Raw genomic sequence first — 19,996 nt, forward strand, 5'->3', positions numbered from 1 at the left:
CTTTTATAGTTTAAATATTACTTAGATGAATCAATTAAATCAACATCAGTGTAAGGCACTACATCACCATCGATGTAAGTGATAGATACACCGTTAGTAACTTTAGAAGCAGTACCAAATGACATCATTTCGCCATTGTACATAGCTTTAACATCACCAGTGTAACCTGTAGATTCCATACCAGTTAGAGATAATGTGTAACCCATTGCTGCGTCACCTTTAACCATAACTTCTAATGTACTTTCATCTTCATCACCACTACTGTCAACCATACCCATTACTTTAAAGTCTAAGTCGCCAGACATACCTTCAAGTGTAATACTTGAAGAATCTGATTCTTCAGTTGCAGTAAGGTTTAGCATACCAGTGAAACCAGAATCACCGTCCATAATTTCAACGTGGTTCCAAGCTTCAGTGTTAACGATTTCAGCGTCATCAACTGTGTCAGCATTTACTGCACCATCAAATGTGAATATTAAACATGAATCAATTTGCGTAGGATCAATAATCGTACCGTCAGCAAACAGTTCACACTCTTCTAGAGCTGCAGTACGACTTTCACCCGTAACAAGTGACACAGTTGCGTCATTTTCACCCATTAATGTAGCGCCCCAAGCAACAACTAATTGCTCGCCTTGGTAAGAAGCTGAAGCACTGATCATTTCACCGGTAGTTTCGTTCTCTAATTCTAAAACTAACGCATCTAAGTCATAGTTATATGACCAATCAGGTTGACGAGTAGAAGTACCTTCACCTGAGTTACCCATTTCAGCTAGTTCATCAATTACGTCAGCAAGAACGTCTGCTGCATCGATAACCGCTTGACCGCCAGTATTAGTAAGCACAGTCATAGTCGATAATGACTCTGATGTAGCTTTAACAGAAGTTAGTACTTCAAGTTTAGCAACCGCCGCTTCAGCAACAAGTTGTAGGTTATAAGCTGTTACAAATTGCTCGCTAGCTAGTTCACCTTGAGCTACAGCAGCTGTTTGCATAGCTGTAAGCGCATCAATCATTGCTTGTGCGCCTTCGCCTTCAAGGTCTAGGTAAGCATTAGCAGCAACAAGTGCTTGCTCAATAGCAATTTCAAGTGCATCAACAGCAGCAGCAAAATCAGACGCAGCAGTAACAGCAGTCATAGCAAGCTCAAGAGCTTCAGTTGCGTTTGCGGCTGTATCTACCATTGCACCTTCTGCGTTAGCAAGTGCGCTTGTAGAAGCTGCTTCAGCTGTGTCTGCTGCTGATTTTTTCTCATCAGCAACGTCTGCAGTGTTTTCAGCAACTAGTTTTGCAGCAGCAAGAGCAATATCAAACGTTTCAATCGCTTCTTCTGCTTCCGCTACTAGTGCAGCTAATGCAGCGTCGTATGCAACGGTGTCAGTTACAGCAACACCTGCATCTGTTTGTAAAGACGTTGCAGAATCAAGAATCTGTTGGTAATCAGAGCTTTGAGTAACTAACGCTTTTGCAGCAGTTACATAACCTTGTGATTTAACAAAAATAGAACCCGCTTTAGCTGTTAAACCAGCAGTAGCAGCTTCATTTTTCAGTAATGTTACAGCGCTTACAAATGCAGCTGCGTTATCAGCTGTAAGAGCATCGCCACCCATTGCTTGAACATCAGCAAGTGAACTTTGAGCTGTTTCAATATCCATTTCTAATGCAGTAAGTGCAGTCTGTGAAGCTGTAACTTCTACTGTTAAAGCAGCTGCTAGAGCTGTATAAAAATCATCTCCAACTGTACACTCTGCACCAGTACAACCAATTACTTCTAGTGCTTTTTTAACTTTTACTGCAGCGGCTGCAAGGCCGGCATCAGTTGCTGCACCATTTTTAACAGCTTTGTCTTTAGCTGCTTTTGCTTTTTTAGCAATACCTACTGAATTAGCGGCAAACGCATCAATTTGTGCTTGTGTTGCATTAGGGTTGTTAGCAGAGAATGCCGCTTTTAAAGCGTTTTCAATTGCAGTTTCATCACCCGTTGCTACAGCAACAAAAATGTTTGCAGTATTTGTAATTGCTGTTTGTAACATTGTAGCTATTGCAGCAATGCCAGCGTCAGTATTACCTTTAAACTGGCCTGATTTAATACCAGCTTTAATGCTGCTCATTACATCACCAATTGAAGGTAAACCTTGAATTGAAGATGAAAGCTGTGCAATTGCTAAAATACCGTCAGTAAGTTCTTCTTCGCCATCAACATTACTTAAATCTACAGCGCCGCCGTTAGATAAATCGCCAATAATAGCAGAAAGTAAAAGTGCTGCGTCTTGACCCATCACTTGTACAACAGTGTTTAAGCTAGCTGTAGCAATAGCGTCTTCATCTACACTTGAACCTGAGTCAAGAAGAAGACCCGCCACTAACGATGTTAAAAAAGTAACATTAGCTTTATAAGAACCTATAACATTATCGTCGCCAGCTGCACCGCTCGCTCCAGATGTATCTGCTTCAACAGCTGGAATAAACTTAACAACTGAAAGCTCTAGGTCAGTTTTGTACCATTCGCCAAACTCAATATCAGTATCGCCATCATTTTCGTCGTCAACTTCTGGCGCTTCATCGTAAGTGCCACAACCTACGTAAGCATCACAACGTAAAAAGCTATCATCGCCTTCTTCAGACGTTTTAACAGTAATGTAAACAGGTCCAGTAAAATCATCATCTAGGTAGATGCTGTAACGACCGTTTTCATCAGTTAGCACTTCAGGGTTAGCGGCAATTTTACTTGCTTCTACCGCTGCATCTGCAGCATCTTGTGATAGTGCTTCTTCAGAAAAAGACTCAGCCTCTGCTGAAGCAGCTGAGCGAAATGCAACAGGAACGCTTTGACCAGATGCATCTAAAGTCATTACAGTTACTACTGCACTTTTCATTGAACCTTTAACTGCTTTACCTGTTACTTCAATGTTAAATTGTGCATCGCCCGTTGCAGTGAAAGATTCTACAGGTGTAACAGGAATATTTCTGTCGTTATCAGAACCACATGCTGTTAAGCCTAATGTAAGTGCAACTGAAGCTGCAATAGGTGTAAATTTGATCGTACGCTTTACCATTTATTTCTCCTTGATAGCCTGGAATGAGTATCAGAAATTAGTTTAGTTGATAGTGATTTATGTAAGCTTTTATATTCAAAAAGCATCAAAAAAGTACACAATCATAACTTTTGTTACTAGAACATTAAAAATACCATTAAGCTATATAGTTATGCTACATATTTATACGTTTTATAGAAGTATTTATCTTTATTCTATGAGCTACTTCTTTATCAGCATCTCTATTATTCAATAACCTATAGACACTCATAAAGAACCAGCACATATTGATACAATATATTCACTTTATTAAATGAATATTACATATAATCTAGTTTGTTAATTATATTCTTCAAGTAAATGCGGTGGATGAGAGCTAAAAAAGACGATAATTCGAAAAATTAATGAAAAAGGATTATTTATAACGAGTGTGAGTAGGTTTTACTTTAGCTAAGCAAACGTTTATAAAATTTGTTTGCTTAACTAAAATAAATGTTTAGTTGCGCTTAACTTCACCAGTGATTAGTAAGTGACTCTTACAACCCCTTCCATTAATACTCGTGCACTGCGGCTCATGCTTGCTTTGGTAACTAGCCAATTACCTGCAGTATTTTTAGCTTCAGCACCTACTTTTAGCGTGCCCGACGGGTGACCAAAGTTAACTTCACTCAATGCACCGCCACCAGCGGCTATATTAACAAGTGTGCCTTCAATTGCTGCGGCAGTGCCAATAGCTACAGCGGCTGTGCCCATCATGGCATGATGCAGTTTACCCATCGACATTGCGCGCACGAGTAAGTTAATGTTGGCAGCCTCAATAAATTTACCACTAGATGCAGTGTAATCTAAAGGCGCTGCAACAAACGCAACCTTTGGTGTATGTTGGCGAGCTTGCGCTTCATTAATATCAGTGATTAAGCCCATTTTAACGGCGCCATAAGCACGAATAGTTTCAAGCTTTTCAAGCGCTGCAACATCGTTATTTATATCGTCTTGCAGCTCTGTGCCGGTATAATTAATATCAGCGGCGTTGATAAATACAGTAGGAATACCTGCATTTATCATTGTTGCTTTTAAAATGCCAATACCTGGAACCTCTAAGTCATCAACTACGTTACCTGTTGGAAATAACGCGCCATCGCCATCAGCGGGGTCCATAAATTCAAGTTTTACTTCAGCTGCAGCAAATGTAACGCCATCGAGCTCAAAGTCACCGGTTTCTTGCACTTCGCCATTGGTCATAGGGACATGCACTAATATGCTTTTTTTAATATTAGCCTGCCACACACGCACAATAGCAACACCGTTATTAGGTACTCTGCTTTTATCGACCAAACCATTACTAATAGCAAAAGCCCCCACTGCTGACGTTAAGTTACCGCAGTTACCGCTCCAATCTACAAAAGGTCTATCTATCGCCACTTGACCAAACAAGTAATCAACATCGTGGTCGGCTTGCTCACTTTTACTTAGGATTACGGTTTTACTGGTGCTTGATGTAGCGCCGCCCATTCCATCCGTTTGCTTAGCATACGGATCGGGGCTGCCAATAACACGCAGTAATAAATTATCGCGCACCTCGCCTGCTACTTGAGCAGGCTTTGGCAAATCAGTTAAATTAAAAAACACACCTTTACTGGTGCCGCCACGCATATAGGTTGCAGGCACTTTAATTTGCGGTTTAAACATAGTGTTTGCCCTTATGCAGATTTCGTTGCTTCTAAAAAGTCTTGAGCAAAGCGTTGTAACACACCGCCAGCCGCGTAAATAGAAAGCTCTTCTTGGGTATCGATACGGCACTTCATAGGCACAGTGAGTACTTCACCATCTTTACGGGTAATACTTAAATTAACGGTGGCGCCTGGTTTTACATCGCCCGTTACATCGTACGTTTCACTGCCATCCAGCTTTAGGGTTTTACGCGTTGTGCCTGCTTTAAATTCAAGCGGTAAAACCCCCATACCAATTAGGTTAGTACGGTGAATACGCTCAAAGCCCTCTGCTGCTATTACTTCAACGCCTGCAAGTCTTACCCCTTTTGCAGCCCAATCGCGCGACGAACCTTGACCGTAATCGGCACCGGCTACAATAATAAGTGGTTGTTTACGCTCCATGTAGGCTTCGATTGCCTCCCACATACGGGTATTAGTACCTTGTGGCTCTAAGCGTGCGTAAGAACCTTGTTTAACTTGGCCGTTTTCATCAAGTACCATTTCGTTAAGCAGCTTTGGATTAGCAAAGGTTGCACGCTGCGCTGTTAAATGATCGCCCCGGTGCGTTGCGTACGAGTTATAGTCTTCCTCTGGGACGTTCATTTTAGTTAAGTATTCGCCAGCCGCACTACTTGCCATAATCGCGTTTGATGGTGATAAATGATCCGTTGTAATGTTATCGCCAAGTACTGCAAGCGCGCGCATACCACTCATAGTGCGCTCACCCGCAAGTGCACCTTCCCAATAAGGAGGGCGACGAATGTAGGTGCTTTCTGGGCGCCAATCGTAAAGTGGGTCGTTATCTTCACCGTAATCTACGGTTAAATTAAACATAGGCTCGTATACTTTTCTAAATTGCTCTGGCTTAACACTGTGCTTAATTACTGCGTCAATCTCTTCATCTGATGGCCATAAATCTTTAAGCGTAATATCGTTGCTTTGTTGATCTTGTCCAAGTATCCCTTTTTCAATATCAAAGCGAATAGTGCCTGCAATAGCGTACGCAACAACTAAAGGAGGTGACGCTAAAAATGCTTGCTTAGCATAAGGATGAATGCGCCCATCAAAGTTACGATTGCCCGAAAGCACCGCTGTAGTGTATAAATCGCGATCGATTACTTCTTTTTGAATAACAGGGTCAAGCGCCCCGCTCATACCATTACAGGTAGTACACGCAAAACCAACAATGCCAAAGCCAAGTTGCTCAAGCTCTGTTAGTAGGTTTGCATCTTCAAGGTATGATTGCACCGCTTTTGAGCCCGGTGCTAATGAAGTTTTAACCCAAGGTTTACGCATTAAACCCTTAGCATTTGCGTTACGGGCAAGGAGTGCTGCAGCAATTACATTGCGTGGATTACTAGTATTAGTACAGCTAGTAATCGCGGCAATAATACATGCGCCGTCTGGCATTAAGCCTTCTTCATTTTCAACAACGCCCGAAATACCTTCTTTAGCTAAATCGCTTGTCGATACACGGCGATGCGGATTAGATGGACCGGCAATATTGCGCCCCACGCTTGATAAATCAAACTTAAGTACACGTTCGTATTTTGCGGTTTTTAAGCTATCGCTCCAAAGGCCTGCTGTTTTTGCGTAGTTTTCTACAAGGGCAATTTGTTCTTCTTCACGCCCTGTTAAACGCAAGTAATCTATTGTTTTATCATCGATATAAAACATGGCTGCAGTTGCGCCAAATTCAGGTGTCATGTTCGAAATGGTTGCTCTGTCACCAAGTGTAAGCGCGTCTGCACCTTCACCGTAAAACTCTAAATAAGTAGAAACAACACGTTGCTCACGTAAAAATTCAGTAATAGCCAGCACAATATCGGTTGCGGTAATACCGGGTTGGCGCTTGCCTGTTAGCTCAACACCAACAATATCAGGCAAGCGAATATAAGAAGCACGGCCCAGCATAACGCTTTCAGCTTCAAGCCCGCCTACACCCACAGCAATAACACCCAGCGCATCAACATGAGGCGTGTGGCTGTCGGTACCAACTAAGGTATCTGGGAATGCAATGCCATCTCGGTTTTGAATAACCGGCGACATTTTTTCAAGATTAATTTGATGCATAATGCCGTTACCCGGTGGGATCACGTCAATATTTTTAAACGCTGTTTTAGTCCAGTTTATAAAGTGAAAACGGTCATCATTTCGTCTGTCTTCAATGGCGCGGTTTTTTTCAAATGCGTCAGGATCAAAACCGGCATGCTCTACCGCTAGTGAATGATCCACTATTAACTGCGTGGGTACTACCGGATTCACTTTTGCGGGGTCGCCGCCTTTGGCTGCAATTGCATCACGCAAACCTGCTAAATCAACAAGCGCTGTTTGCCCTAAAATATCGTGGCACACTACCCGCGCCGGATACCACGGAAAATCTAAATCTTGCTTTCGCTCAATTAGCTGGTTAAGTCCATCGGTTAACATGGCAGGGTCGCATCGGCGTACTAGGTTTTCGGCAAATACACGCGATGTATAAGGTAGTGTGGCGTATGCACCTGGCTTAATTGCATCTACGGCTTCTTGCGTATCGTAATAGTCGACGTTTGAGCCAGGTAAAGGTTTACGGTATTGGGTGTTATTAATTATGGTCATGGTAAGGGTTCGCTAATTTGGTGACGGTGTTTGCTCACAGCTAGCGTGTTTAATAAAAAGTTTGAGAAAAACTACTCGCTAGTGGCTATGTGCAATAAAAAAGTGAGCACATGCGTGCTCACCCATTTTTAACGTGACTCTATTGGTGTGTAACTACGTGCATCAGGCCCGGTGTAATCGGCACTTGGGCGAATAATACGGTTGTTAGCGCGCTGCTCTTTTACATGTGCAGTCCAACCAGTAACACGGCTCATTACAAATATTGGCGTAAATAATTTAGTTGGAATATCCATAAAATGATAAGCAGACGCATGGAAAAAATCAGCATTACAAAACAGCTTCTTCTCGCGCCACATAATCTCTTCACAACGAACAGACACAGGGTAAAGCACGGTATCGCCTACCTCTGCTGCTAGTTTTTCAGACCATTTTTTAATAATTATATTGCGTGGATCAGATTCGCGATAAATAGCATGACCAAAGCCCATTATTTTGTCTTTACGTTCAAGCATGCCCATAATTTCTTGTTCAGCATGCTCAGCACTTGTAAAGCCTTGAATCATATCCATAGCCGCTTCGTTAGCACCACCATGAAGTGGACCACGCAGCGTACCAATCGCACCAGTTACGCAAGAATGAATATCAGAAAGCGTTGATGCACACACACGCCCTGTAAAAGTAGAGGCGTTAAACTCGTGCTCTGCGTATAAAATTAGTGATACATTCATTACCTGTGCAAACAATTCACTAGGTGCTTTGTCGTGTAATAAATTTAAAAAATGTGCGCCAACTGAGTCGTCATCAGTTTGTGTTTCAATGCGTACGCCATCGTGTGTAAAGCGGTACCAGTAACAAATAATACTTGGAAACACAGCAACCATACGGTCGATTGCATCATTAGCTTGGCTAAAATCAAGCTCCATTTCAAGGTTACCCAACATTGAGCAGCCCGTGCGCATTACATCCATTGGGTGCGCGTCTTTAGGAATATTTTCAAGCACGGTTTTAAGCGCATCAGGTAAGCCGCGTAAACTTTTTAGTTTTGCTTTATACTCAGCCAATTCGCTTGTAGTTGGTAACTCACCACGTGATAGTAAAAAAGACACTTCTTCAAACTGCGCTTTTTCGGCAAGTTCACTAATATCATAACCACAATACGTTAAACCAGAACCACTTTGTCCAACAGTACACAATGCTGTTTGACCAGCCACTTGTCCGCGTAAACCTGCGCCGCCTAATGCTTTATCTACCATGATTTTCTCCTATCTTAAATTTGTGTGTGATTTTAATAATTATTATTTGTCAGATTTTGATGAAAAAAGAGTATCTAGTGTGTTCTCGTACGTGTGGTAATCTAAAAAGTCGTAAAGCTCTGAACGCGTTTGCATATTTTCAATTTGGCTTTGTTGCGAGCCTTCATTTAAAATTGCTGAATACACGTTTAGCGCTGCTTTGTTCATAGCTCTAAATGCACTGAGTGGGTAAAGCACCATTTTAACGCCTACATCGCTTAACTGCTCTTTTGTGTAAATAGGTGTTTGGCCAAACTCAGTAATGTTTGCCAAAATTGGAACGTTAATCGCTTTTGAAAATGCTTGGTAATCAGCAAGATCGTGTACGGCTTCTGCAAAAATAGCGTCAGCACCCGCTTCAACACAGGCTGCTGCACGGTCTATCGCGGCGTTTAAACCTTCTTTTTGAAATGCATCGGTACGAGCCATAATATAAAAATCGCTATCGGTTTTTGCATCCACCGCCGCTTTAATGCGGTCAACCATTTCACCTTGGCTTACAATTTCTTTATTAGGGCGATGCCCGCAACGCTTTTGCGCTACTTGGTCTTCTATATGAAAACCCGCCGCACCCGCTTTAGTCATTTCTTTTACTGTGCGTGCAATGTTAAATGCCCCACCCCAACCGGTATCGGCATCCACAAGTAGGGGTAAATCGCTCGCACCAGTAATACGACGAATATCTTCAAGCACGTTATCAAGGCTTGTCATACCCAAATCAGGCATACCAAACGAGGCGTTTGCAACACCGGCACCTGAGAGGTAAATAGCTTGGTGACCCATTTTTTCTGCCATCATCGCTGTGTAGGCGTTAATTGTACCTACCACTTGTAACGGGCGGTTATTGGCAATAGCGTGTTTAAATTTTAATCCTGCTGACATTACTTTCTCCTCACTTTGAACGGTTGCTACGTGGAGTAACTTATAGTTTTAATCTGTAATTGTGACTGTTTAACTGCTCTGCTTAACTTTTAGCCGTTAATAAATCAAATTTGGTTTGAATATTTGCTTGCGATGCACTGATGTGGCGCTTCATTAACATTTCGGCCAGTTCACCGTCGTGGTTTTCAATGGCGTTAATAATCGCTAAATGCTCATCAAATGCTTTTGATACACGCGGCCCCACCATGCCCATTTGTACACGGTACATGCGTATTAATTGATAGAGCTCATTACACAGTAAATGAATTAAATGCGCATTTTTACTGCCTTGAATAATACGGTAATGAAAATCTAAATCGCCGGCTTCTTGATAGTAAGACTCGCCCTCTTTAACACGCTGTGTTTGTAGATGCTGATTAAGTAATTGCTTTAAGCCTGTTACTTCTTCGGGTTCCATATTGTCGGCAGCAAGCCTACATGCCAAACCTTCAAGTGAACTGCGAACTTGATAAACTTCAATCAAACGCTCAGCTGTAAGGGCAACTACGCGGCAACCTACGTTAGCTTTACGCTCAACAAGGTAGCAACTTTCTAAGCGATTTAACGCCTCTCTAAGCGTTGCACGGCTTACACCATAACGTTTGGCAAGCTCAGGCTCTGATATTTTACTGCCTTGAACTATACTGCCTTCAACAATCTCACGGCGCATATCTACAAATACTTGATCTGATGCGGTAGTTATAGGCGCTTCGTTTAAAAATGTGTGTGTCATAAGTTATTTTTTAGATTGTCGACAATTAATGTGGTTACTATGGGCTTATTAAAAAACCATGTCAACCCTTAAGCCTATCAAAATGGCTAAAAAACACGCTCATTGTCGACACTATTAACCTAAAGTCGCATAAAAATGGTTTTAAAGTGGACTAAAACAATGAAGTGTCGACAGGGTAATAAATCAGATGTTACGTCTTTAAGCGCTGAAAATGCATTATATAAATGCTATTATCGCGCTTTATTTTTATAGTATGAGCTAACGCGTGAACGCCAACACTTTTATTCCTGAGCACTTTATTGATGACGTAAAAACCTATTTACCAGCGCATCTAAACTTAGATGACTTTTTAAATGCGTGTCGCAGGCCGCTCAGAAAATCTATCCGCGTTAATACATTAAAAATTAGCATTGAAGAATTTGTAAAACGTGCAACTGAAAAAAATTGGCTGCTAACCCCAATCCCATGGTGCAGTGAAGGCTTTTGGTTAGAGCGCCCCGAAGATGAAGAGCAGAACCTAGCCCTAGGTAATACCGACTTACACCTAAGCGGTGCTATGTACGTACAAGAAGCAAGTTCAATGCTACCCCCTATCGCATTAAAGCAAAGTATTAAACTCGCTAACTCGCAAAATAACACCGTGCTTGATATGGCATCAGCACCGGGTTCTAAAACCTCACAACTAGCTGCGCTTATGAATAACCAAGGCGTGCTTGTTGCAAATGAGCTTTCGTCATCTCGTTTAAAGGTACTTAGCGCAACGCTCAAACGTATGGGGGTTGGTAACTGTGCGCTCTCGCATTTTGATGGCGTTATATTTGGCAACTACATGTTTGAATGCTTTGATAGCATATTGCTAGACGCGCCATGCTCTGGCGAAGGTACGGTACGAAAAGACGCCGACGCACTAAAAAATTGGTCAATAGAATCAAACATTCAAATAGCCCAAGTACAAAAAGACTTAATTAAAAGCGCATTTTACGCATTAAAGCCAGGTGGCACGTTAGTGTATTCAACCTGCACACTTACCCCGCTCGAAAACCAGCAAGTGTGCGATTATTTACTCAGTGAATTTGGCGACTATATAGAGCCTGAGTCACTAAGTGATTTATTTGAAGGTGCAAGTAAAGCCACAACTACTGAAGGCTATTTGCATGTTTGGCCGCAAACATTCGATAGCGAAGGCTTTTTTATTGCAAAATTTAAAAAGCACGCAAGTTGCAATAACCCAAACCAAACCGTTAAAAAAGGCTCGTTTCCGTTTAACGAGTTTGATAAAAAACAAAGTGCCGCGTTTATGCAATCACTTAAAAAGCATTTTGGGTTAACTAACCTGCCTGGCAGCCTAATGCAGCGTGACAAAGAACTATGGCTATTTCCTGAGGGGTTTGAAGCCGTGCAAAATAAAATTAAGTACGCACGCTTAGGTATTCAAATTGGCATTATTCATAAAAATGGCGTGAGACTAACGCACGAATTTGCAACCGTATTTGGCAATGAGTGTAAAACTAATATTTACGCGTTAAATAACGAGCAAGCAAATGATTATTTTCAAGGTAAAGATATACGCTTAACTGAAGCAACTCAAACAATAGGTGAAGTGGTATTAACGCTGTGTGGTTGCCCTATTGGGCTAGGCAAATGGCAAAAAAATAAGATTAAAAATTCACTACCACGAGATCTAGTGCAAAATACACAATTAATAAGCTGGGGTTAAACTAAAGTACAAATTACACATAATTAATCTAATCCTTTGTTATCAAATGTAACCAAGGGGCAAAATTAGTTATGCTTTATTTAGTAGTTTTACTACACTTTAAAGTACTTTCTTCTTCTCCCTAATGAACCAAGAAAGTGTTTTAGTTAACGCTAGGCTCAATTTAGAGTCAATTTATAGCCCAGAGGTTTTTTATAAGCCTCTGGGCAATTTTTTACGCCGTATGATAACAATTCAGCTTTTACCAATAAGACAAGTATTCACAAAGAGGTTATGAGACGCTGCGCTTTTAGAGAAGTGATCTATCGATTCGTGAATAGCTTACTTGGTGTCTACTCATTTACTCCTCATTCACTTCTCTTTGTGCAATTGGTTTTCACTTTAACGTAAACAAACTTAACGCATTCGAAACCTACCTAGTTACAATGTTTTTTAAACATCCAGCTAGTTCTAACTGGTTCAAAGTGAGAGCCAAACTTAAGCGATAAACATAAAACAGGCAAAGCATCAACTTGCTCAGCAACATCAAAAACGTGGTAAAATTTATAACCATATTTAACGGCTAAATTTAGTTCAGCAACATACAATGCTTTATACTTTGGAGGGAGTTGCTGCCAGTTCATTAACGCTATTTGAATAATACCAAGCTGCACATCAAACTTGTACGGCCCAAATTTTTTAGCTTGCTGAATATACTCGTATACGCGCTCTGTCGGCCCTTCTTGGTAACTAACTACTTGTGCCAGTGCAATCCACGTTTCTGACCATGTTTGCCTTAACTCTAATGACTTTAATAAATCCTTTTCTACTTGTTGATAAACCAAAAGCTTATTGTTATTTGTCTCGCTAGTTACAGCTAGATTGAGCATTTTTAAATAAGCACTTAACTGCCAGTAATGAGGCTGTGAAGGGTCTTGGCTTGTTGCATATGTAATTGCCCTATTTGCAAGCTCTAGCTCTTCAGGAGTAATTGTGCTTTCAGGCTGCTTTAAAATATTAAGTGCATTAAAATACCATGTATTTGCACGCATACTTTGTAAGCTTTGATAACCTATAACTAATGTAATAACTGCAAGTATGGCAATTTGTGTGAGGCGGTTTGTATTTAAATTAATCATTGAACAACGACTTAGTTAAACGCTTTGGGTTGGTAAAAAATAAATCATGTGCATCATTTTGGCCTATCAACTCGCTCACTATTTGCTTAGCTTTACTCAAAATAGGCGGCCTACGCTTAACTGAATGGGCATCAGATGCAACATAAGTTACTAAACCCTTTTTTAGCATATCTATACTAATATTTTTTGCAGTTTCGCCCCATTTACCTTCAATGCTTGAAGCGGTTAATTGAAACTCACAACCTAGTTGTTTTAAACGATCAATATAAAAAGGATTAGCTTGAATATCGCGATTACGCTCAGGGTGAGGAATAATTACTTTTATATTTTGTTTAGCTAGCCAATTTATAAACTTATCGTAGCCTTGGGGTACATGCGAGTGCGGGAGTTCTAATAATAAATAATTTACTGAATTAAGCGTACCAATAAACGGGAGTTTATTACTAAGCACTAAACTCATTAGCTCTACATCAAGCCTAACTTCAGCGGCCACAGCTAGTTTAATACCAATATTATTTACTATTGCCTGTGCTTTTAAATTAGCAAGCTCGCTATACAATTGCGAAGCCGAATTATTAAATCGCCCAATATGTATATGTGGCGAGGCAACCATATGAGTTATTCCATCATTTTGCGCAATAGCTAATAGTGCTAAAGATTCATTTAAATCTTTAGCACCATCATCAATTCCTGGCAAAATATGGGAATGAATATCAATCATAGATTTGCATTTAACTATGCATTAGGTTGTTCAGGTTTTTGCGAGTAATCGTAATAATCGTAATAACCATGGCTATGCTCGTCTTTACTTTTACTCATATCTACTTGGTTAAGCAAAATACCTGCAACATGGGCTTTAGCTTCAAACAGACGCTCAATACCCGCCTTAATAGGCTTAATTCGCGTAATGTCAGACTTAACAACATAAATTACCGAGTCTGTACTTTGCGCAACAACTAACGCATCACTCACAGCTTGTGTAGGTGGTGTATCTACAATTATATGGTCGTACTTAGTTTTTAATATATCGAGTACTTCACTAAAGCGCGTGTTAGATAAAAGCTCTAATGGATTACCTGGGATCTGCCCGCTTGGCATAATAGCAACACCCGACTGCCCATCTACATGAACACACTCACTTAACTGCTCAGTACCTACAATTAAATTACTTAACCCCGGATGAAATACCGGTATATCAAATCGCTTTGCAATACTTGGTTTGCGCAAATCGGCGTCAATTAGCAATACTGTACCCATTTGAGCAAGCGACATAGCTAAATTAGCAGAGGTTGTTGTTTTACCCTCACCCGGAGCACTTGATGTTACAGCGATTACTTTATGGTCACGTTCTAACTGAGTTAATAACAAGCTAGTTCTGAACGTACGTACCGATTCGGCAAAACGCCTGTAATTATCATCAAGATAGGCGTGAATCGGAAAAACACTCTTATTAGGCATTGGTACATGCGGTAAAAGCCCAAGCATACGCTGTGCTAACTTACTTTCAACATCACTTTTAGTTTTAACGGTATCGTTAAGCGCGTCAAATATAAAGCTCATGACTACTGCAAAACCAAAACTTGCCACAAAAGCTAAAATAACAATTAATTTTTTATTTGGTTTTGCTGGATTATTCGGTGCGTAGGCCCGGTCAGTAAAGCGTGCAGCTGCCGAGCTAAAATCACTTGTTACTTCGGTTTCTTTTGAGCGAGATAAAAACGTATTAAATATATTACGATTGGTCTCTACTTCACGCTTTAGTTGGTTGTATTGGGTTTCTTTACGGGTAATATCTTGGTATTCAGCACGAATTTTAACTAGGTCTCGTTCAAGTGCACTAACGGTACGCGTAATACGGTTTAGCTCTTTTTCAATGCCAGTAATTAGACCCTTAATTTGCTTATTCAAATTATTTTTTACCGTTGAAAGCTCAGCTTGAGCAGAGATTATGCGAGGGTGTTTAGGGCCATAAACCTCACCTAAGTCACTTAATTTACGCTCAACTAGTATCACCTCACGCTTAACATCCTGTATTACTTTATGCGAAGTAATTTCCGGCATACTGCCTAAAAGCTCTAAGTTATTATTTCCGTACTCACTTATTACACGGTTAATACTTTCAAGATTATTTTTTTCATTGCGTGCAACAATTAACTGTTGCGATATCTGTTCAAGCTCTTGCGTGGCAAGCCCTGCTATACCTTCAATATCAACTAATTTTTGCTGCTCTCTGTAAGCTTGTAAGCGAACTTCTGAGTCATCTAGCTGAATTCGCAATTGCGATAAGCGTGTATTTAACCAACTGGACGCTTGTTGAGTAATCCCCATTTTTGCACGCATTTGGCTATCTATATAAACTTCACCAACGGTGTTCGCTACTAGCGCTGCTAATTTAGGATCGCTTGACTCAAAGCTTACTTGCACTAGTTGAGTATTTCGAATAGGTGATACTGAAAGGCGTAATTTAAATGCGGCTAGCAAGCCCAGCATTTCACGTTCTGCTAGTTCTTCAGGGGAATATACCGTTTCTTCTTTTTTATTTAAAAAAGGTAGTTGTTCTTTTACTGCTGTTTTAAGTTCACCTAAAGCAGAAGGCTTAGCTATAAAGTCTGTATGCGCTTTTAAGTTAAGCTTAGTGATTACTTCGCGGGCAATACTGTCCGATTTAATCACCTCAAACTGAGTAAGGTAATACTCCTTTTTAGTAGAGTCTAAACCGTATATTTCTTGAAAGCTTACTGCCTTAGTTTGCTCAGCCTCAATAAGTAAAGTAGCAGTAGCTACATATTTAGGCACTAAAGTAAGCGCCACCATAATAGTTAATAAAGTCACTACACTTGCAAAACTCAGAATACGCCACTTAGAACGTTTAATTACATTTATATAAGCACTTATATCAATAATTTCTTCATTATTGTTTAAGTTTTCGGATGTTTGGTTCATTAATTACTGCCTTGTAAACTGCTTAAAACAAGCGTTGTTCTATTTTTATTGTGTCACCCGCTGCAATTTGGCTATTTAAAGTACCTTTTTGTTGCTGCTGTTTAGTTTGCTCTTTAAAAATATAAATTTTATCGATAGATGCTCGCTCGGTTAATCCGCCAGCTAATGCAATAGCTTGGTTAACTGTCATCGCGGGTTGGTAAGGATAAGCACCTGGAATTTTTACCTCTCCATGAATATAAAAAGGACGGTATTCAACAACTTGGACATATACATTGGGGTTTATTAAATAATCAGGTTTTAAACCTTCTGTAATAACTTGCTCAACCTCAGAGGTATTTAAGCCAGCAAGTTTTACTTTACCTAAAAATGGGTAATTTACCTCACCACTATTACCTAAAAGTGCAGTAACCTCTAAATCAGGTTGGCCAAATACTTTTATTTCAACCTTATCACCAGCACCTAAAATATAACTTTGTGCAGATTGGGCAAAACAAACGCTGCTTAAAAATAGCAACGTTAAACTAAAAATAAACTTCATTAATTAGCCTTTAAAGCAAATGTAAAATTAACACCAACAATAACGCGGTCAAACTCTATTGCGCTTTGAGTAGAGTCTTTATCAATAAAGTCTACATAAGTAGAGACCATACCAAACTTACTCGCAACGTAGTTTAAACCTAAACGCGCACTTTTGGATTTATCTTTACGGCCTAAATCTCCAGTGTATTGTTCGTCAGTGTAATTAATACCAGCAAGTGAGCTTAAATAGTCACTCCAGTTGTGAGTCCAATTAACACCATATGTACTTTCTTTAATGTAATCACCCTGCACTAAAGGATCTTTAGCTGAGCGACTTGTTGTTAATTGCACTGTAGAATAACTAAGTGGCTGCCAGTTAACCCCTGCTTCCCAGCTTAAACCGCTAAAGTTCTGGCGCTCATTAGCGCTAAAGTCTTTATTTTGATAACCTAATTTAAACGAGCCAGATGTAACCGCTGTTGCTTCCCACTCCATACCAAGTAGTATTTTTACATCATCACTATCACGTGAAATACCATTAGCTTGTAAGAAATCATAACGGTAGTTTTCTTGCTTAACCTCTAAAAATGTGCGTGTAGAAGCTTGGGTATTATAGTAACCAGTTACACCAATTAACGATTTATCGTAATCACGGTATTGCGATACTTCTCTAAAATTTTGATATTTCTTACTAAAAAAACCAGCTTTTAAAGCAACTTGCGCTTTTGAACTTTGAGCGCCGTATTCATAGTGCACTAAAACATTTTGTTGCTGATACTTTACAAGCTCATTTACTGCATCACCCAAGCCTTCGGTCAAACCACTACCACGTGGCTCGTATAGCCAATCGGCGTCACCGTTAATATCTAAACGATGTAGACTAGTAAATTCTTTATGTATACCAGCTCCTATATTTACTTGAGTAAAATTGTCTGCACTATCTTTGTTATGCAAAGAGCTACTTGTGCCTAAGTCTAGATTATAGCTGTCGGGGCCATCTTCAATAACCGCTTTAACGTTAGGAGTTATAGTCCAAATTAATCGTGACTCTTCATTTTCTGGCGTACTAAAAAAGTTATTGTTACTGCTTATACCCGTTTGTAACGTTGGCGTAATTTCGGCGCCGTCTTTAGTTATAAAACTACCTGGTTTTAAATTAGCAGCTGCAGGTGCTGCAATTCCAACACTTAACATAGCAAAAATAGGGGCTAGTGTTTTAGTATGCATTTGCATTCTTAAATCCTTTAAAAATTGTCATAAAAATAATTTTTATATCAAACCACAGCGACCAGTGCTTAATATAATGTAAGTCAAACTCTACACGTTTTTCCATTTTGTCTAAGGTGTCGGTCTCGCCGCGCCAACCATTAATTTGTGCCCAACCGGTAATACCTGGTTTAGCTTTGTGGCGTAACATATAAAACTCTACCTTTTTACGGTATTCCTCATTATGGGCAACAGCATGAGGCCTTGGCCCTACAATAGACATATCGCCTTTTAAAACATTTATAAATTGTGGTAACTCATCAAGGCTTGTACGGCGTAAAAAACCACCTAAAGGTGTAATGCGCACATCATTTTTTGTAGCTTGCATTACCACTGCACTGTTTTCGGTAACAGTCATTGAGCGAAACTTCCATACCTTAATTTTACGCCCATCAAGCCCGTATCGATCCTGCTTAAAAATCACAGGTCCTTTTGAGGTAAATTTAACAGCAAAGGCAATGGCAATTAAAATAGGCGATATAAGCATTAAAATAATAGATGCTACTATTATATCTTCAGTGCGCTTTATAAATTCTCGTGCGCCTATAAATGGCGATTCAAATACACTTAATGTATCAACATCACCGACATGTTCGATGCGTGCGTGTATTAAGTTAGATATTAAAAAGTCAGGAATTATATGCACATCAACCGTTGTATCGCCTAACTGCAATAAAATATCGGCAATACGTTTATCTGCCTTCATTGGCAATGCAATATACAACACACCTATTTCACCATTGCGAGCTGCATTAACAGCATCTTGAATACGCCCTGCAACATCGTGCTTAGTCGAGTTTTCAAAGAGTCTCTCTGGTTGCCTGTCATCAAAAAAGCCTAAAAAATGAAAACCAAGTTCATCATTTTTAGTAATTTCATCATATAAATTTACCGCTGACTCTGTAGCACCAACTATTGCAACATTACGTAAATTTAAACCAAGCTTTCTTCTATTTCTTTTAAATACATATACACCTAGGCGCCACATATACAAAAAGGTAATACTCAATAAAAACCATAGACCTAAGCCAATACGCGAAAGCGACTCGGTAAACTTAAACGCAAACGATATAACAAATAAAACAGAAAATGCAGAAAATAAGGCTCCCCATGCACATAGAACCATGGTTCTAAACTTACCTGCGCGCCAAGAGCGATAAGCCGAGAATATTTCAGCGCAATATAAAAAGCTTAAAGAAACGGTTAAAACCGAAACCATATAAATAGGAGTGAGGTCAAAACTATAGAACAACGCTGAGCATTGAAAAGCTAAAAACAATGCAAAAATATCGAATAATCGATAAAAATTTGCATCAGACGAGCCATTTGGCTTGAAGGTCCTTGAAGATGTCATACTATGTATCCCTATAGATATCTTAAAAGTGAAATAAGCTCCACAAAACTGTGCGGAAATTTTACAGCATCATACTAAAGTATTCAACATTAAGGATGGGGTTATATAAAGTAATATTATGCAAAATGTCTTTAAGTAGCGAGGAGTTTACTCAAAACAAAACAAATATAAATTTACATAAACTTTAACAAACACTTACAAACCATTCCTAAACAGACGTATCTTATTTTTACTTAAACAAATCTTTAAACCAAGCCCATACCCCAAAAGAGTAATTACTAAATATATCAATACCTAGAGCCGACTTAACTAAATAACTAATAAGCAGTAAAATTGTAATAACAAAAAAACTAAACATAGATATAGTGATTACCTGCGATATAGCCGCTATTTTTTGCTCTTTTTTACTAAGTTCTCGTCTGTTACGTCCAGCCAGTAAAACAAAGTAATACCTGTATTTAAAAAATTTAATTACACTTCTGCAATCTACTGTATGCTTACCCCATTGCCTTGCGCCTATAGCAACTTTTAGATGAACTAGCTGCTCTTCAGTAAAGCTAGCTTGCACATCACTAGGCATACGATTTAGTAAACTACGGATAGCAGGGTCTACTTTTAATTTAGACAAATGGCAACCTTAAATTAAAAAAGAGTCATGAATAGTTAGGGTAAAGGTTAATAAGCACATTCAATATTTATTAACCTCATTATTAAATTTGTTTTTAACATTTTTTAAGTTTTTAGTTTATAGCTTATAACTTATAACTTATAGCTTATAGCTTATA

At 39.6% G+C, this 19,996-nt stretch carries 14 protein-coding genes; 1 reads left to right on the forward strand and 13 read right to left on the reverse strand.

What is annotated here, in order from left to right:
* Positions 1-17: 17 nt before the first annotated feature.
* The 6 genes from H5120_RS09945 to H5120_RS09970 all read right to left on the reverse strand — a co-directional run bounded on the left by H5120_RS09945 (position 18) and on the right by H5120_RS09970 (position 10,291).
* On the reverse strand, positions 18-3,056 hold the full coding sequence (locus H5120_RS09945; RefSeq protein WP_182674250.1) for a hypothetical protein: 3,039 nt from the start codon (positions 3,054-3,056) through the stop codon (positions 18-20).
* A 501-nt stretch (positions 3,057-3,557) separates the two neighbouring features.
* The gene (gene prpF / locus H5120_RS09950) at positions 3,558-4,724 is read right to left on the reverse strand and encodes a 2-methylaconitate cis-trans isomerase PrpF (protein ID WP_182674251.1); all 1,167 of its coding nucleotides are present in this window, start codon (positions 4,722-4,724) and stop codon (positions 3,558-3,560) included.
* An 11-nt stretch (positions 4,725-4,735) separates the two neighbouring features.
* Complete coding sequence (acnD, locus tag H5120_RS09955) at positions 4,736-7,345, reverse strand: Fe/S-dependent 2-methylisocitrate dehydratase AcnD (protein WP_182674252.1); 2,610 nt, start codon at positions 7,343-7,345, stop codon at positions 4,736-4,738.
* Between the two features lie 128 nt (positions 7,346-7,473).
* Complete coding sequence (gene prpC, locus H5120_RS09960) at positions 7,474-8,598, reverse strand: 2-methylcitrate synthase (protein WP_182674253.1); 1,125 nt, start codon at positions 8,596-8,598, stop codon at positions 7,474-7,476.
* A 42-nt stretch (positions 8,599-8,640) separates the two neighbouring features.
* Positions 8,641-9,519, reverse strand: a complete 879-nt coding sequence (gene prpB, locus H5120_RS09965) for a methylisocitrate lyase (protein ID WP_182674254.1) — start codon at positions 9,517-9,519, stop codon at positions 8,641-8,643.
* Between the two features lie 82 nt (positions 9,520-9,601).
* Positions 9,602-10,291, reverse strand: a complete 690-nt coding sequence (locus tag H5120_RS09970; RefSeq protein ID WP_182674255.1) for a GntR family transcriptional regulator — start codon at positions 10,289-10,291, stop codon at positions 9,602-9,604.
* A 265-nt stretch (positions 10,292-10,556) separates the two neighbouring features.
* On the opposite strand from H5120_RS09970, the gene rsmF reads away from it, so the two are divergent.
* Complete coding sequence (gene rsmF, locus H5120_RS09975; protein ID WP_182674256.1) at positions 10,557-12,008, forward strand: 16S rRNA (cytosine(1407)-C(5))-methyltransferase RsmF; 1,452 nt, start codon at positions 10,557-10,559, stop codon at positions 12,006-12,008.
* A 416-nt stretch (positions 12,009-12,424) separates the two neighbouring features.
* Here the strand turns inward: rsmF and H5120_RS09980 are convergent, their stop codons facing one another.
* The 7 genes from H5120_RS09980 to H5120_RS10010 all read right to left on the reverse strand — a co-directional run bounded on the left by H5120_RS09980 (position 12,425) and on the right by H5120_RS10010 (position 19,839).
* Positions 12,425-13,126: a VpsP family polysaccharide biosynthesis protein gene (locus H5120_RS09980; RefSeq protein ID WP_182674257.1), complete on the reverse strand. Its 702-nt coding sequence runs from the start codon at positions 13,124-13,126 to the stop codon at positions 12,425-12,427.
* Positions 13,119-13,847, reverse strand: a complete 729-nt coding sequence (locus tag H5120_RS09985) for a tyrosine-protein phosphatase (protein WP_182674258.1) — start codon at positions 13,845-13,847, stop codon at positions 13,119-13,121. Before H5120_RS09985 ends, H5120_RS09980 begins: the two co-directional genes overlap by 8 nt.
* A gap of 14 nt (positions 13,848-13,861) precedes the next feature.
* Positions 13,862-16,069, reverse strand: a complete 2,208-nt coding sequence (locus tag H5120_RS09990) for a polysaccharide biosynthesis tyrosine autokinase (protein WP_182674259.1) — start codon at positions 16,067-16,069, stop codon at positions 13,862-13,864.
* A gap of 22 nt (positions 16,070-16,091) precedes the next feature.
* Positions 16,092-16,610: a polysaccharide biosynthesis/export family protein gene (locus tag H5120_RS09995; RefSeq protein ID WP_182674260.1), complete on the reverse strand. Its 519-nt coding sequence runs from the start codon at positions 16,608-16,610 to the stop codon at positions 16,092-16,094.
* On the reverse strand, positions 16,610-17,824 hold the full coding sequence (locus H5120_RS10000) for an outer membrane beta-barrel protein (RefSeq protein ID WP_182674261.1): 1,215 nt from the start codon (positions 17,822-17,824) through the stop codon (positions 16,610-16,612). Before H5120_RS10000 ends, H5120_RS09995 begins: the two co-directional genes overlap by 1 nt.
* On the reverse strand, positions 17,808-19,211 hold the full coding sequence (locus tag H5120_RS10005; RefSeq protein WP_182674262.1) for an undecaprenyl-phosphate glucose phosphotransferase: 1,404 nt from the start codon (positions 19,209-19,211) through the stop codon (positions 17,808-17,810). Before H5120_RS10005 ends, H5120_RS10000 begins: the two co-directional genes overlap by 17 nt.
* Positions 19,212-19,440: 229 nt before the next feature.
* Positions 19,441-19,839 (reverse strand): 3-phosphoshikimate 1-carboxyvinyltransferase, encoded by a 399-nt coding sequence (locus H5120_RS10010; protein WP_182674263.1) that lies wholly within the window; start codon positions 19,837-19,839, stop codon positions 19,441-19,443.
* Between the last annotated feature and the right edge of the window lie 157 nt (positions 19,840-19,996).

It is taken from the genome of Pseudoalteromonas sp. SR43-2 (assembly GCF_014163885.1).
Taxonomy (GTDB): Bacteria; Pseudomonadota; Gammaproteobacteria; order Enterobacterales; family Alteromonadaceae; genus Pseudoalteromonas; species Pseudoalteromonas distincta.

Coding starts and splice junctions, on each gene's coding strand:
- H5120_RS09945 (WP_182674250.1), bottom strand. CDS start 3,056: ATGGTAAAGCGTACGATCAAATTTACACCTATTGCAGCTTCAGTTGCA.
- prpF (WP_182674251.1), bottom strand. CDS start 4,724: ATGTTTAAACCGCAAATTAAAGTGCCTGCAACCTATATGCGTGGCGGC.
- acnD (WP_182674252.1), bottom strand. CDS start 7,345: ATGACCATAATTAATAACACCCAATACCGTAAACCTTTACCTGGCTCA.
- prpC (WP_182674253.1), bottom strand. CDS start 8,598: ATGGTAGATAAAGCATTAGGCGGCGCAGGTTTACGCGGACAAGTGGCT.
- prpB (WP_182674254.1), bottom strand. CDS start 9,519: ATGTCAGCAGGATTAAAATTTAAACACGCTATTGCCAATAACCGCCCG.
- H5120_RS09970 (WP_182674255.1), bottom strand. CDS start 10,291: ATGACACACACATTTTTAAACGAAGCGCCTATAACTACCGCATCAGAT.
- H5120_RS09980 (WP_182674257.1), bottom strand. CDS start 13,126: ATGATTAATTTAAATACAAACCGCCTCACACAAATTGCCATACTTGCA.
- H5120_RS09985 (WP_182674258.1), bottom strand. CDS start 13,847: ATGATTGATATTCATTCCCATATTTTGCCAGGAATTGATGATGGTGCT.
- H5120_RS09990 (WP_182674259.1), bottom strand. CDS start 16,069: ATGAACCAAACATCCGAAAACTTAAACAATAATGAAGAAATTATTGAT.
- H5120_RS09995 (WP_182674260.1), bottom strand. CDS start 16,610: ATGAAGTTTATTTTTAGTTTAACGTTGCTATTTTTAAGCAGCGTTTGT.
- H5120_RS10000 (WP_182674261.1), bottom strand. CDS start 17,824: ATGCAAATGCATACTAAAACACTAGCCCCTATTTTTGCTATGTTAAGT.
- H5120_RS10005 (WP_182674262.1), bottom strand. CDS start 19,211: ATGACATCTTCAAGGACCTTCAAGCCAAATGGCTCGTCTGATGCAAAT.